This is a genomic window from Kribbella koreensis (assembly GCF_039525325.1).
Taxonomy (GTDB): Bacteria; Actinomycetota; Actinomycetes; order Propionibacteriales; family Kribbellaceae; genus Kribbella; species Kribbella koreensis.
Genome location: NZ_BAAAHK010000007.1, coordinates 147,213 through 161,118, shown reverse-complemented (window position 1 = coordinate 161,118; position 13,906 = coordinate 147,213). Strand labels below are relative to the sequence as shown.

The window sequence follows — 13,906 nt, the reverse complement described above, 5'->3', positions numbered from 1 at the left end:
CGCCGGGCGGCAACGGTATTTCACGGAGCGCGACACAAATGAACACTTTCCCACTGCGATCGGGCAGGCCAGACCTTAGGCTGTCAGCTGTGAACGTCTCCGAACCGTCCCGCGGCCGCGGTGGCCAGCTGGCCGCCCAGCGGCAGGCCACGATCGTTGCCGAGGTCAACAGCCGGGGCGCGATCACGGTCGCCGAGCTGGTCGAGCGCTTCGGCGTGTCCGATATGACGATCCGGCGCGATCTGGATGCCCTCGACTCCAGCGGTCTGCTGCACAAGGTGCACGGCGGCGCGACGTCGGTCGGCCTGCGCAGCGCGCACGAGCCGGGGTTCGACGCCAAGCTCACCCAGGAGTCCGCCGCCAAGCAGGCGATCGCGATCGAGGCGGCCGCCCGCGTCCAGCCCGACAGCGCGATCGGCATCGGCGCCGGTACGACGACATACGCGCTGGCCCGTCAGCTGCTCCGGGTCGAGAACCTCACGGTCGTCACCAACTCCGCCCGCATCGCCGATGTCTTCCACGGCAACGCCCGCTCAGACCGCACAGTCGTCCTGATCGGCGGCATCCGCACACCCTCGGACGCCCTGGTCGGTCCCATCGCCACAGCGGCCCTGCAGTCCCTGCACCTGGACCTCCTCTTCCTGGGGGCCCACGGCGTAGACGCCGAACACGGCCTCAGCACCCCCAACCTGATGGAAGCGGAAACCAACCGCTCCTTCATCGCGGCCAGCCGCGAGGTGGTCCTGGTCGCCGACCATACGAAGTGGGGCACCGTCGGCCTGAGCACCTTCGCCACCTGGTCCGACCTCGACCTGGTCGTCACCGACTCCGGACTACCTGCATCGGCCAAGAAGTCCATGCGGGAAACAGGCTGTGATCTGATAATCGCCTCGTGACCAAGCAAGGAACGGCCGTCCCACTGGGGCGGCCGTTCTGGGTCGTGTGGTGTGCAGGGGCGGTCTCCTTCGCCGGTGACGGCATCACCTTCGGGGCGCTGCCGTTGCTGGCGGCGTCGTTCACCCGCGATCCACGGATCGTCTCGCTCAGTGAAGCGGTCGCGGGGGCCGGCTGGTTGCTGCTCGGGCTGGTCTCCGGCGTGATGGTCGACCGCTGGCGGCGGACCTCGACGATGTGGATCGTCGACGCCATCCGCGCGGTCGTCGCCGGCGCGTTCGCCGTCCTGATCCTGCTGGACCGGGCGAACATCCCGACTCTGCTGATCGCCGGTTTCGTGCTCGGCCTGCTCTCGCCCTTCTTCGACAACGCGTCGTCGGTGATCGTTCCCGACCTCGTCGCCGGCGACGCGCTCGAACGCGCCAACGGCTACCAGCAGGTCTCCCTGCTGCTCCTGTCCAGCCTGATCGGCCCGCCGCTCGGCGCCGCCCTCTTCGTCCTGGACCACGGCCTGCCGATCCTCATCGACGCCGTCTCGTTCGCGGTCGCCGCGGCCCTGGTCTGGTCGATCCGGCACGCCTCACCACCACGCGGGCAGGCTGCCGACCGGCACCTCGGTCGCGAGCTCAAGGAGGGCCTCAGCTATCTGTGGCGGCACAAACTCCTGCGTTCGCTCTGCCTGCTGCTCCTGGTGGTCAACGCGGTCGGCTCCGGCATCGTCGCGATTCTGGTGCTGTACGTCCTCGAAGTACTGGAGTTGCCCGAAGCAGGCTTCGGCTGGCTGGTGGCGATCTACGCGGTCGGTGGCATCCTGGGCGGCCTGCTCGCCCCGCGGCTGTCCAAGCGCATCCCGCTCTTCGCCGGCCTGCTCGCCTCGATGCTGATCTCCGGCCTGGCCGTCATCGCCTTCGGGGTGGTCAGCACCTTCACCCTCGTCGCCATCGCGGCGACCATCCTCGGCCTCGGCGGCACCTGGTGGAATGTCTTGACCATCAGCCTCCGCCAACGCCTGGTCCCACCCGCGCTGCTGGGCCGAGTCACCTCGGCGTACCGGATGGTCGCCTTCTGCGCAGGCCCACTCGGTGCGGTGGCCGCCGGTTTCCTGGCACACCGCACCGACCTCAAGACCCCGTACGTCGTAATGGGCCTGCTCCAGTTGGCAGCGACCCTCGTCTTCGCCCCGACCATCCGCCGGGAACTGTCACGAAATGCGGGAGGCCCCGGCGGAGGGAGTGGCATCGAGTGAGCTGGGAGCGCTGAAACCGTTCTCCTCGAAGGCCTTGTCGATGGCGTCCAGCACGGTCTTCGTCGCGGACGCCTCGACCAGCGCGATGATGCAGCCGCCGAAGCCGCCGCCCGTCATCCGCGCGCCCAGCGCGCCGGCGGCGAGTGCGGTGTCCACCGCCACGTCGAGCTCGGGCACGGTGATCTCGAAGTCGTCGCGCAACGAGGCATGCGACGCGGTGAAGAGCGGGCCGACATCGCGCAGCCGGCCCGCATGCATCAGCGCGACTGCGTCCTCCACCCGCCGGATCTCCGTGACCACGTGCCGGACGCGACGCCGGGTGACCTCGTCGGTCAGTCGGGCCAACGTGTCGTCGAGGTCTTCGAAGGCGATCGAGCGGAGGGCCGGTACGCCGAGTTCGGCCGCGGCCTGTTCGCAGGACTTGCGGCGGGCTGCGTACTCACCGTCGACATGCCGATGCGGCGCCTTCACGTCGACGACCAGCAGGGCGAGGCCGTCGGCGGGCGGGTCGAAGGGGATCTGGGCCGTCGACATCGCGCGGATGTCGAAGTACAGGGCGTGGCCGGCCGTGCAGCACATCGACGCCATCTGGTCCATCAGGCCGACCGGCGCACCGACGTACTGGTTCTCGGCCCGCTGAGCCAGCCGCGCGACCTCGGCCGGGTCGACCTCGATCGAGTGCAGTCCCAGCAAGGCGACGGCTGTCGCACACAGGAGAGCTGCCGACGACGAGAGCCCGGCACCGGTCGGCAGGTCCGACTCGACCAGCAAGTTGGCGCCGCCGATCTCGTACTTGTCCTGCAGCAGCACCCAAGCCGCCCCCGCCGGATAAGCCGCCCAGTCCTTCACCGAGTCAGGAGCCAACGAGTCCAGCGAGAACTCGACCACGTCCTGCTGCCCGGACGACGCCACCGCGATCACGCCGTCCGTACGGGCCGAGGCGGTGATCGTGATCTGGTTCGGCAGCGCGATCGGCAGCACCAGGCCGTCGTTGTAGTCGGTGTGCTCGCCGATCAGGTTGACCCGCCCGGGCGCGCGCCAGACCCCGTCGGCCTCGACGCCGAAGACCTCCACGAACCTGCTCACGAGCCCACCTTCCGCAGCGTCTCGGCGACGTCCTCGGGCAGCGTGTCCGAGATGAACGCGCCCATCCCCGACTCCGACCCCGCGAGGTACTTGATCTTGTCCTGCGCCCGCCGGATCGACAACAACTCCAGATGCAGGTAGCCGAGCTCGCGATCCACCCGCACCGGAGCCGGGTGCCAGGCCGCGATGTAGGGCAGGTCGTCGTCGTACTGTCCGTCGAAACGGCCCAGTACGTCGAGGTACAGCATGGTGAAGTCGTCCCGCTCCTCGGTCGTCAGCTCGGAGATGTCGGCGACCTGGCGATGCGGATACAGGTGTACTTCGACCGGCCAGCGAGCCGCCTGGGGGACGAAGGCCGTCCAGTTCCCGTTCTCCGCCACGATCCGGCGGCCGTCCTTGCGCTCGGCCGCCAGGATGTCGGCGAAGAGGTTGCTCCCGGCAACTTCCTGGTGCTCGCGGGCGCGTGCCATCAGGGTCTTGATCCGCGGCGGCAGGAACGGGTACGCGTAGATCTGGCCGTGCGGGTGGCTGAGCGTGACGCCGATCTCCCGGCCGCGATTCTCGAACGGGAAGACGTACTCGACGTCGGGACGGGCGCTGAGCTCCGCCGTCCGGTCGGCCCAGGCCTCGACGACCAGCCGGGCCTGGCCCTGGGAGAGCTCGGTGAAGGACTTGTTGTGGTCGCTGGTGAAGCAGACCACCTCGCACCGGCCGGGTCCGGAGAACGACGGGAACCGGTTCTCGAAGACGGCGACGTTGTAGTCGTGGTCCGGGATCTCGGTCGCGTTGCCGGGCCGGCTGGCGTCCAGCGGGCACTGGTCGGCGGGCGGCAGGTAGGTCCGGGTGTTGCGGTGGGTGGCGAAGGTGATCGTGTCGCCGGTCAGCGGGTCGATCCGGAACTCGGCCAGCGGCTTGGGCGCGGGCAGGCCACGGCTGTCCTCGAGCGGCACCCGGACGGGAGCGTCGGCGGGGTCGTAGTAGATCAGCTGCCGGCCGTCGGACAGTGTGGTGTCCGTCCGGCGAGCGCCGCGAGGGGTGGTGTTCATCGACCGACCTTTCCCGAAGTACGCCGAGAATCGACACTCTCAGCCATCAACCATCGTAAACCAACATATTCGAACATGCATCGTGAGACCCGCCACCGCTACTCTTGATCGATGGACGTCGCCCAACGCTCGCGTCCTCTCCTGTCTACTCGGAGAGGGCGCTAGGAACCCCCAAGTCATGAACGACACCCTGCTCAACATCGTCCTGATCTTCGTCTTCGTGCTCATCGGTGGCGTCTTCGCCGCCGCCGAGATGGCGCTCGTGTCGCTGCGGGACAGCCAGCTCAAGTCGATCTCCCAGCGCGGCAAACGCGGTGAGACGGTCGCCCGGGTGGCAGCGAACCCGAACCGCTTCCTGTCCGCCGTCCAGATCGGCGTGACCCTGATGGGCTTCCTGTCGGCCGCCTTCGGTGGCGCGACGCTGGCCGACAGCCTGTCGCCGCACCTGCAGAGGCTCGGCCTGCCGGAGTCGGTCGCGAACACCGTCGCGCTGATCCTGATCACCATCGCCATCTCGTACGTGTCCATCGTGATCGGTGAGCTGGCGGCCAAGCGGCTCGCGCTGCAGCGGGCCGAGACCTTCGCGCTCGGCCTGGCGCCGCTGGTCGACCGGATCGCGTCCGGCGCCCGGCCGGTGATCTGGCTGCTGTCGAAGTCGACCGACCTGGTGGTCCGCGCGCTCGGCGGCGACCCGAACGCGAACCGCGAGGTGATGAGCGACGAGGAGTTGCGCGAGATCGTCTCCGCGCACGAGTCGCTCGGCGAGGAGGAGCGCCGGATCGTCGACGACGTCTTCGAGGCCGGCGGCCGGCAGTTGCGCGAGCTGATGCTGCCGCGGACCGAGGTGGACTTCGTCGACGCGGAGATGCCGGCGTACAAGGCGGTGAAGTTCGCCGCGGAGCGGCCGCACTCGCGCTACCCGGTGATGAACGGCTCGGCCGACGACATCGTCGGGTTCGTGCACGTCCGCGACCTGTTCGACCCGGCGGTCGCGACCCGCTCGGTCCGCGTCGGCGATCTCGCCCGCGAGGTGCTGATGCTGCCCGACACCGCCAAGCTGCTGCCCACCCTGACCGAGATGCGCCGGCGCAGCACCCACCTGGCGATCGTGCTCGACGAGTACGGCGGCACCGCCGGCATCGTCACGCTCGAGGATCTGGTCGAGGAACTGATCGGCGACATCAAGGACGAGTACGACGAGGAGTCGCCGGAGACCACCCGGTTGCGCAGTGGCGACGTCGAGGTGGACGGCCTGCTCAACCTGGACGACTTCGCCGACGAGACCGGCGTCGAGCTGCCCGACGGCCCGTACGAGACGGTGGCCGGCTTCGTCGCCGCCCAGCTCGGCCGGGTTCCGTCCGTCGGCGACGAGGGCTCGGTCGACGGCTACCAACTCACCGTCAAGGAGATGGACGGCCGCCGGGTGGCGCGGGTCCGGGTCCACCGCGTCGCGGCCGACGACGCCGAGCAGTCGACCGCCGAGCCGGCCACCGACTAGACGACGGCGGGGACGGGCTCAGCCGGCGCCGGCGTCAGGATTCGCAGCCGGCTCAGCACGACCACCCCGCCGATCGAGAAGCCGAGCCCCTGCACGACCAGCAGGGGGATGATGCCGACGACGTCGCCGAGCGCCCCCGCGCCGACGATGCCCACCAGAACCGCGAGCCCTTCGGTCGCGAACAGCGCCCCGAAGACCCGTCCGCGCGAGGCGTCGTCGGTGAGCCGCTGGATCACCGTCATCAACCCGGCGACCATGAACGCTCCCGGCACGCCGACGGCGACCATACAGACGAAGGCCGGCGCCAAACCCTTCCAGAACAAGGGATACAGGAACAGTGCCAGGTCGATCAGCCCGAACGCGACCGCCCCGAAGCCCCACAGCTTCGCCGCCGGGAACCGCGACCCGACGGCCGCCGCGATCAGCCCGCCCGCGATCCCGCCCACGGCCTGCGACGAGGTGATCAGCCCGTACGCCGTACCGTCACCGCCCAGCTCCGCCGACACGAACGGCGCGAACAACGTGCTCATCACGCCCTCCCCAACCCCGGTCACCAGCCCGAAGACGAACACCAGCCGCAGTGCCGGCCCACTCAGGCAAACCCCGATCCCCTCGACCCACTCACCCTTGATCCCTCGTACCGCGACCCGCACCCCACCGACCCGCTCGGCCTTCACCCGCTCCGGGCGATGCCGCACACCGAGCAGGAAGGTCATCGCGATCAGGTAGGTCGCCGCATCGACCAAGGCCAGCAGCGGCAGCCCACCGGCCGCGGCCAGGACGCCGCCGGCCCCGGCGCCGACCAGTCGCGAGATGTCGTTGGCCTGGCTGTTCAACGAGTTGGCGGTGACCAGCTGCGGAGCCTCGACCAGCGCCGGGATCAGCGACTGCTCGGCCGGCCGGAAAAATTGCTGAAGGCAACTTTGCGCCAGGATCACCAGGTAGATCAGCCAGAGCGTGTCGCCGTCGCGGACCAGCAGCAACGGCAGCAACACCAGCGCGTGCAGGAGATTCGTGACGACCATCGTCCGCCGCCGGTCCCACCGATCGACGAACACGCCGGCCGGCGAGCCGAGCAGCACCAACGGCAGGAACGACGCCAGTAGCAGTCCACCGGAGGCGAGCGTCGAGCCGGTCAACGCATAGACGTGGAAGGCGAGCCCGATCCGCAGGATCCAGTCACCGGTCAGCGACACCAGCCCGGCACCGAGCACGAGCCGGTAGTCCCGCCGCCGTGCGAGCACTTCCCACAGATTTCTCATTCCTCCTCCAGCACCTTGTCCTCGGGGTGTACGACGACGATCCGGGTGATCTCGACCAGGCGGCTTCCCGGCGGCCGGGTGGACTTGTCGTCGATCGGGCGCTCGTCGACGTACCGCATGACCAACGCCTGCACCTGCTCCTCGAGCTCCACGAACTCGTCGCGGGTCAGATAGATCCCGGTCCGCCCGATCCCGGCGTTCTGACGCCAGGCAGGCTCCTCATCCGCTCGCTGTCTCTGCCAGACCGCGAGCTCGTCCAGCGCACGCTCGGCCATCAACTGCTCCAGTACTTCGGCCGCAGCCACCGCCTCCGGCGAAAGATCAGCATCTGCCCAGGTCTGCGACGTCGACACGGCCCGCCAAGGCCGTTCCCGGTTGTCCTTGCCCTGAGCCGGCTCCACGAAGTCGTACTTCGCCAGCTGCCGCAGGTGATGCGAAGCCAACGCCTGACTGATCCCCAATCGCCGCGCCGCATCCGCAGCGGTCAACGGCCCTTCCCGCCCCAGCAGCGACAACAGATCAAGCCGCACCGGATGAGCCATCGCCCTGATCGCCAGCGGGTCATCCAGCAACCGCCGCCGGCGAGGATCCTCCGAAGATTCCAAAGACATGCTTGGAATATCCGCCGACGGCTGACCGATGTCAAGCCCTTGCTTGGAATAGGAGGAGAGAGGAGGTCAGCCGGTGGGCTTGCCGGTGGTGTGCGGTTTCAGGGTCTTCGTCGGTTTGGTCGGCTTCGGCTTCGGCTTCTTGGTCCTGGTCGGCTGCACCGTCGTGGTCGGCGCGGCCGAGGGCGCCGTGGAGGCGGCTGCGGTGGCGTCGACCGAGGTGCCGGCCGACCGGACTGGTTCGCCGGCGCGCGCGGTGGTCTTCGACGCGACGGTCGGCGGGCGCGTCGAGGCGCGGGCGACCGGGACGCCGGACGTCGTGTTGGCGGGAGACGGCGATCCGGCGGCCGGTATCGACGGCTGGAGGTCATTGGGGCCCGGCGACTTGGTGGAGTTCGCATCGATCAGGATGCCGACGGTCGAGGCGGCCGCGACCGCCAGCACGGCTCCGGCTACGACGAGCAGGTTGCGGGACGGCCGGCGGCGTACCGGCACCGCCTGCTCCACGGAGGTCAGAGCAAGAGCCGGCGGCTCCACGCCCGCGGCGACCTGCGCGGCGGTCGGACGCTGGGCGGGATCCTTGTTCATCATCCAGAACAGCAAGGCCTCGGCCTCACCCGCGCACTGCGGGCGCAGTTCGCTCGGCGGAGTCGGGGTGACCTGCACGTGCTGGTACATGATCGACGCGGCATCCTCCGCCTGGAAGGGCGGATGGCCGGTGAGCAACTGGTAGAGCACGCACCCGAGCGCATACACGTCCGATGCGGCGCCGGCCGGCTTCCCGATCGCCCGCTCGGGCGCGAGGTAGTGGCTGGTACCGACGACCTGCCCGGTCGCGGTCAGGGTCGTGGTCGTGTCGCCGAGGATCCGGACGATGCCGAAGTCGGCGACCTTGACCAGGCCGTCGTCGGTCACCAGCAGGTTGCCGGGCTTGATGTCGCGATGCACCAGGCCGTGCTGATGAGCGGCAGCCAGCCCGGCGGCCGCCTGGCGCACGATCTCCACCGCCCAGTGGGGCTCGAGCGGGCCCCGCCAGTTCAGCTCCACGCTGAGCGTGTGCCCCTCGACCAGTTCCATCGCGAGGTAGTAGCCGTCCTGATGTGGACCGAAGTCGTAGGTGGCGACCACGTAGGGATCGCAGATCATCGCCGCGGCCCGGGCCTCGCGCTTGAACCGTTCCTGGGCCTCGGGCCCTTCTCTCGTGGGCAGCAACAGCTTGATGGCGACGTCACGGCCGAGCACCTCGTCCGTGGCGCGGTAGACCGCACCCATCCCGCCGCGGCCCACCGGGTCTCCGAGCCGATAGCGCCCGGCTACCAGTTCGCCGAGTTCTCCAGGTGACCTCATCCCGGCCCCGTACCCATCCAGACAGACCGCGAAGCGCGGTTACGGCAGGTTATCCAGCCAATCCAGTCCGGAGTCGGCCTGCTCGACGATAGTGAAATGGCTGTCGGTGGGGAAGCTGCGGAGCTCAGCGGTCGGGCAATGGGCGGCGAGCCAGCGGCCGTGTGAGCTGGGGATGATGCCGTCCCGGTCGCCATGGAGGAGCAGCATCGGCGCAATGATCGTCGCCGGGTCGCAGCCCCAAGGCGTTACATAGGAGATGTCGTCGTCGATCAGCCCGTACGGTCCGGCGGTGAGCCCGCCACCAGCGACCTTGCCGAGCCAGCCCCACGGACCTTCGAAGAGCGCATGGTCCTGAGCGGTGAACTCCGGGTCGTACTCGACCCCAGAAGCCTCCCAGGCCTCCTTCACCTGACGCCCACCGAGCGCGGCCCGCAGCGACGCGACGCCCGACGGCACCATCGCGTCGAACCAGTCGAGCCCGTCCACTCCGTACGGCGCGATGGCCGCCAGTGTGACGACGGCGCGAACCCGCTCACGGAGTACAGCCGCGGTCCCCAGCGCATAGGACCCGCCACCGGAGTACCCGACGACCGCGAACCGGTCGATCCCCAGCGCATCGGCGACCTGCTCCACGTCACCCGCAACGGACGCCATCGTCCGCCCCGGCGCAGGAGTAGAGCCGCCGTACCCCGGCCGGTCGAACGAGATCCACCGCAACCCGAGTCGCTCGGCCGCCGGGAACAGCGGCTCCGGCGGCGCGCCCAGATTGGGTGTGCCGTGGTTCCAGAAGACCGGCAGGTCGCCCCGCCCGGTGTCGTAGACGTGCAGGGTCCGGCCGTCGCTCAGCTGGAGGTCGGTCTCGTTCATGGCGTTCACCTTAGGGTCGAAATGTCGAGAACGCGGGCGAGCCTCCGACCTGTGCTGCGAGGATCCACTCGACCGAAGGGAACACAGCCATGAAGTACATGTTGCTCATCCACAGCAACCCGGTGACCTGGGGACATCCGTCCTTCCTGCACACCGAGGAGGGCAAGAAGCTGCCCAAGGCGGCCCGCGAGGCGCTGTCGGCACAGCTCGAGCAACTGCTCGAGGAGTTGCACGAGCGCGGCGAGCTGATCACGGCCTCACCACTGGCCGCACCGCGGGAGACCAAGGTGGTCCGGGTCCGCGAAGGCGTCCGCGCGACGACCGACGGCCCGTACTCCGAGGCGAAGGAGCAACTCGCCGGCGTCTTCATCATCGACGTCGCCACGCCCGAGCGCGCCGAGGACGTCGCCGCCCGGATCCCCGAGGCACAGCAGTACGCGATCGAGCTCCGCCCGATCTCCATGTAAAGCAGACGCAGTACGGCCCGGTGACGTGCCTGACCGGGGTGGTTGGGGTGGGGGCAGAAGATGTACAGCCACCGGGCCGTAGTACTGGATTCTTCAGCTGACGAGCCGAGCGTGGTTGTCGTTGGTCGCCAAAGCGGGGTCGAGGACGCCGAGCGCGAGCCAGGTCGCGCCGCCGACGCCGTCGTGCGCGGTCAGCACCTCGCCGTCGAAGTGGTCGTGAATGCTTTGCCGCAGTAACCGGCCGACCGGCGACGATTCACCGGCGACACTGCCGGCCAGCACCAGCGGGCCGTTGTCCGACGTTGTCCACAGCCGGCTGACCGTTTCTATGAGCAGTTCGGCTGCGCGTTTCACCAAGGCGTGGGCGGTCTTGTCGTTCTGCTCGTACGCCGCCACGACCGGCCGGGCCAGCTCGGCCAGCAGCACGGGTGGACGGGCGTTCACCGTGCGAATCAGGTCGTCACGGAGCAGATCGTAGCCCTCACGCTCCGCGCTGGTGGTCGGATCGCGGTCCGGCAGGACGGCCTCGACGACCGCCTCGCCGAGCACGCCGAGCGGCTCGCCCAGATCGATGGCGCGCAGCACGCTGCGCATTGCCTCCCGGCCGAGCCAGAAGCCCGAGCCGTCGTCGCCGAGCAGCCAGCCGTGGCCGCCGGCGGTCCGGACCAGTTCGTGATCGCGGACCAGACCGGTGTTGCTGCCGGTGCCCGCGATCAGCACGGTGCCGTCCGGCTCCGGCGTACCGGAGGCGAAGGCGACCTCGAGATCGCCGATGAACCGCGGGATCACCGTCAGTCCGGCGCCGGCCCAGGCGGCGTCGAATTGTGCCTTCACATCCGGCCGGCCGAGGGCCGAGCCGCCGGCCGTGCCGATCACGGCGGCCTTGACGGCAGCCGGATCGATGCCCTCCAGGGCGGCGTGAACGGCCTGGCCGAAGTTGGCCGCGGCGGTCGCCGGGTGGCTGGTCGGATTTCCGCCGGCCGCGGCCCCGCGGCCTACTACGTTGCCCTCATGGTCCGCGATCACGATCCGGGTGGAGGTGCCGCCGAGGTCGCCGCCCAGGACCAGTGTGGATGCTGGCATCAAGACCACTGATTCCTTTGGTTGCGCGAGTGGGCGTTCGACCGACATAAGCAATGCTCCAAACTGCTCGAAAGAGTCTAGTCGTGAACAACAACAGACAAGGTCACGCAACGGTCCCGATCTGGGAGGAAGAGTGAGATGAGCCTTGACTTTAGCTGCCAGGTGAGAAAAGTTCTGTCCAGCAAACCGCAAACTTGCGCACTTGTCGGCATCAGGTGTGTCGCGGCGATCAATTTAGTCGAGGGGTGGGGCCGCTGATGGCCAGCACGGCAGACGGCAGCAGGCATGCCGCAGGCGGTATTGAGGGTGGTTTGAGCGCGCAGGCCTTTGTTCACGCGCTCACTCCGATCATGGCCGCCGTGACCACGCAGATCGACGGCCCGATCCAGCAGGCGGCCGATCTGTTCACCACCTCCTTGCGCGCGAACGGCGTCATCCAGGCCTTCGGCTCGGGTCACTCCGAGGCGCTCGCGATGGAGATCGCCGGCCGCGCCGGCGGCCTGATCGCGACCAACCGGATCGCCCTGCGCGATCTGGTCCTGCTCGGTGGCGAACCGCCGGAGCTGCTCCGCAGCGCCGAGCTGGAGCGCGACCCGCAGTACTCCCGGAAGCTCTACGAACTGTCCGCGGCCCGATCGGGCGACGTGTTCGTGATCGCTTCCAACTCCGGCGTGAACGGCTCGATCGTCGAGCTCGCCTCGGTGGTGAAGGAGCAGGGCCACCCCCTGATCGCGATCACCTCGCTGCAGCACACCAGTGGGGTCGACTCGCGGCACCCGTCGGGCAAGAAGTTGATCGACTTCGCCGACGTGGTGCTCGACAACCACGCCCCGTACGGCGACTCCGTACTCGATCTACCCGATGGGGGCAAGGTTTGCGCCGTGTCTTCCATCACCGCGGCCCTGATTGCGCAGATGCTGGTCGCGGAGGTTCTGCGCCGGCTGACCGAGGCCGGCGAGAAGCCTCCGGTCTACCTGTCCGCGAACATCCCGGGCGGCGACGACCACAACCACGCCCTTGAAGCACAGTACGCCGGCCGGATCCGTCGTACTGCTTGAAACACTCTCGGAAGGCGGGACCAATGACCACTCCCAACAACCTGTCGCGGCGGCTGTTCCTGCAGCGCGCGGCGGTCGGCACCCTGCTGGCCACCGGCGGCAGCACGCTCCTGGCAGCCTGCGCCAGTAGCGGCAGCGACGACAGCGGTTCAAGCGGTGGCGGCGCGGACAAGACCGCGGACAACCCGTTCGGTATGGCCGACAAGGCCACTGTCGACGCGGTCATCTTCAACGGCGGTTACGGCTTCGACTACGTGACGTTCGCGGCCGACATCGCGCAGAAGAAGTTCGCCGGCTCGACGTTCAAGGTCGCGCCGTCCACCCAGATCGCCCAGCAGCTGCAGCCGCGCTTCGTCGGTGGCAACCCGCCGGACCTGATCGACAACTCCGGCGCGAACCAGATCGGCTTCAACACGATCCTGGACCAGCTGGCGACGCTGGACGACGTCTTCGAGGCGAACAACTACGAGGGCACCAAGATCGCCGACACCCTGTACCCGGGTGCGAAGATCCCCGGCACCTTCGACGGCAAGTTCGTCGCGATGAACTACGTGCTGACCCTGTACGGCCTGTGGTACTCCGACAGCCTGTTCAAGGAGAACGGCTGGGAGCCGCCGAAGACCTACGACGCCCTGCTCGACCTGGGCGCCAAGGCCAAGGCCAAGGGCAAGTACCTGTTCGTCTGGGGCAAGGAAGCCGCCACCTACTACCACACGATGGCCGTCGACGGCGCCATCAAGGAGGGTGGCGACGAGGTCCGGCTGGCGCTGGAGAACCTGAAGGAGAACTGCTGGTCGATGCCGCAGTTCCAGGGCATCTTCGCGGCCCTGGAGAAGATGGTGAAGAACGGGTACTTCGTGCCCGGTGGCGCCGGTACCCAGTTCACCGCCGCGCAGGCGAAGTGGAGCAACGACCAGCAGGCCATCCTCTACCCCTCGGGCTCGTGGATCGAGAACGAGATGAAGAAGGCCACCAAGTCCGGGTTCCAGATGAAGGGCATCCCGGAGCCGACCCTGACCGAGAGCCCGAAGCTGCCGTACGAGTCGCTGCGCAGCGCGGCCGGCGAGCCGTTCGTGGTCCCGTCGAAGGGCAAGAACGTTGCCGGCGGCAAGGAGCTCTTGCGGGCCATGCTGTCCAAGGAGGCGGCGACCAACTTCGCCAAGACCCGGCTCGCGCCGACCATCGTCAAGGGCCTGGTGCCCGCCGACGGTTTCGGCTCGACCGCGCTGCAGTCGCAGACCGCGATGCTGGATGCCGCCGGCACCAACATCTTCGACTACCAGGTCTTCGGTCTGTACGGCATGAACACCGACCAGCTGGTCGTCTGGAACTCGTTCCTGTCGGGTCAGACCGACGCGGCCGGCCTGACCAAGGGCCTGCAGCAGATCACCGACAAGGTGAGGAACGACAGTTCCGTCAAGAAGATCCCGGTCACGAAGTGACC

Annotated in this window: 13 protein-coding genes; 6 read left to right on the top strand and 7 right to left on the bottom strand. The window is 68.6% G+C overall.

Annotation, left to right across the window (positions count from 1 at the left end):
- Nucleotides 1-89 precede the first annotated feature (89 nt).
- Together ABD116_RS14620 and ABD116_RS14615 are read left to right on the top strand one after the other, a co-directional pair.
- Entirely contained in the window at nt 90-896 is an 807-nt protein-coding gene (locus ABD116_RS14620) for a DeoR/GlpR family DNA-binding transcription regulator (RefSeq protein ID WP_343969074.1), read from the top strand.
- Nucleotides 893-2,140 (top strand): MFS transporter, encoded by a 1,248-nt coding sequence (locus ABD116_RS14615; protein ID WP_343969072.1) that lies wholly within the window; start codon nt 893-895, stop codon nt 2,138-2,140. Before ABD116_RS14620 ends, ABD116_RS14615 begins: the two co-directional genes overlap by 4 nt.
- Here the strand turns inward: ABD116_RS14615 and galK are convergent.
- Both galK and galT read right to left on the bottom strand, forming a co-directional pair.
- Nucleotides 2,096-3,226 carry a galactokinase gene (gene galK / locus ABD116_RS14610; protein WP_343969070.1) on the bottom strand — a complete coding sequence of 377 codons (1,131 nt, stop codon included), beginning with the start codon at nt 3,224-3,226 and terminating at the stop codon, nt 2,096-2,098. The two genes, ABD116_RS14615 and galK, sit on opposite strands and share 45 nt — an antisense overlap.
- A complete protein-coding gene (galT, locus tag ABD116_RS14605) occupies nt 3,223-4,272 on the bottom strand; it encodes a galactose-1-phosphate uridylyltransferase (protein WP_343969068.1) in 1,050 nt (349 codons plus the stop codon). The genes galK and galT overlap by 4 nt, the downstream gene beginning before the upstream one ends.
- A 178-nt stretch (nt 4,273-4,450) precedes the next feature.
- Here galT and ABD116_RS14600 point away from each other — a divergent pair, with 178 nt between their 5' ends.
- Nucleotides 4,451-5,770 carry a hemolysin family protein gene (locus tag ABD116_RS14600; RefSeq protein WP_343969067.1) on the top strand — a complete coding sequence of 440 codons (1,320 nt, stop codon included), beginning with the start codon at nt 4,451-4,453 and terminating at the stop codon, nt 5,768-5,770.
- Here ABD116_RS14600 and ABD116_RS14595 read toward each other — a convergent pair.
- The 4 genes from ABD116_RS14595 to ABD116_RS14580 all read right to left on the bottom strand — a co-directional run bounded on the left by ABD116_RS14595 (nt 5,767) and on the right by ABD116_RS14580 (nt 9,854).
- Nucleotides 5,767-7,032, bottom strand: a complete 1,266-nt coding sequence (locus tag ABD116_RS14595) for an MFS transporter (protein ID WP_343969066.1) — start codon at nt 7,030-7,032, stop codon at nt 5,767-5,769. The genes ABD116_RS14600 and ABD116_RS14595 overlap by 4 nt on opposite strands.
- Nucleotides 7,029-7,643 (bottom strand): helix-turn-helix domain-containing protein, encoded by a 615-nt coding sequence (locus ABD116_RS14590; protein ID WP_343969064.1) that lies wholly within the window; start codon nt 7,641-7,643, stop codon nt 7,029-7,031. The genes ABD116_RS14595 and ABD116_RS14590 overlap by 4 nt, the downstream gene beginning before the upstream one ends.
- Before the next feature lie 66 nt (nt 7,644-7,709).
- On the bottom strand, nt 7,710-8,987 hold the full coding sequence (locus tag ABD116_RS14585; RefSeq protein WP_343969062.1) for a serine/threonine-protein kinase: 1,278 nt from the start codon (nt 8,985-8,987) through the stop codon (nt 7,710-7,712).
- A gap of 39 nt (nt 8,988-9,026) precedes the next feature.
- Nucleotides 9,027-9,854 carry an alpha/beta fold hydrolase gene (locus ABD116_RS14580; protein WP_343969060.1) on the bottom strand — a complete coding sequence of 276 codons (828 nt, stop codon included), beginning with the start codon at nt 9,852-9,854 and terminating at the stop codon, nt 9,027-9,029.
- An 89-nt stretch (nt 9,855-9,943) separates the two neighbouring features.
- On the opposite strand from ABD116_RS14580, the gene ABD116_RS14575 reads away from it, so the two are divergent.
- On the top strand, nt 9,944-10,321 hold the full coding sequence (locus ABD116_RS14575; RefSeq protein WP_343969058.1) for a YciI family protein: 378 nt from the start codon (nt 9,944-9,946) through the stop codon (nt 10,319-10,321).
- A gap of 93 nt (nt 10,322-10,414) precedes the next feature.
- On the opposite strand, the gene ABD116_RS14570 is transcribed toward ABD116_RS14575, so the two are convergent.
- On the bottom strand, nt 10,415-11,404 hold the full coding sequence (locus tag ABD116_RS14570) for an N-acetylglucosamine kinase (RefSeq protein WP_343969056.1): 990 nt from the start codon (nt 11,402-11,404) through the stop codon (nt 10,415-10,417).
- 257 nt (nt 11,405-11,661) lie between these two features.
- On the opposite strand from ABD116_RS14570, the gene ABD116_RS14565 reads away from it, so the two are divergent.
- The gene (locus tag ABD116_RS14565; protein WP_343969054.1) at nt 11,662-12,462 is read left to right on the top strand and encodes a sugar isomerase domain-containing protein; all 801 of its coding nucleotides are present in this window, start codon (nt 11,662-11,664) and stop codon (nt 12,460-12,462) included.
- Between the two features lie 23 nt (nt 12,463-12,485).
- Complete coding sequence (ngcE, locus tag ABD116_RS14560) at nt 12,486-13,904, top strand: N-acetylglucosamine/diacetylchitobiose ABC transporter substrate-binding protein (protein WP_343969052.1); 1,419 nt, start codon at nt 12,486-12,488, stop codon at nt 13,902-13,904.
- The last annotated feature ends 2 nt before the right edge of the window (nt 13,905-13,906 follow it).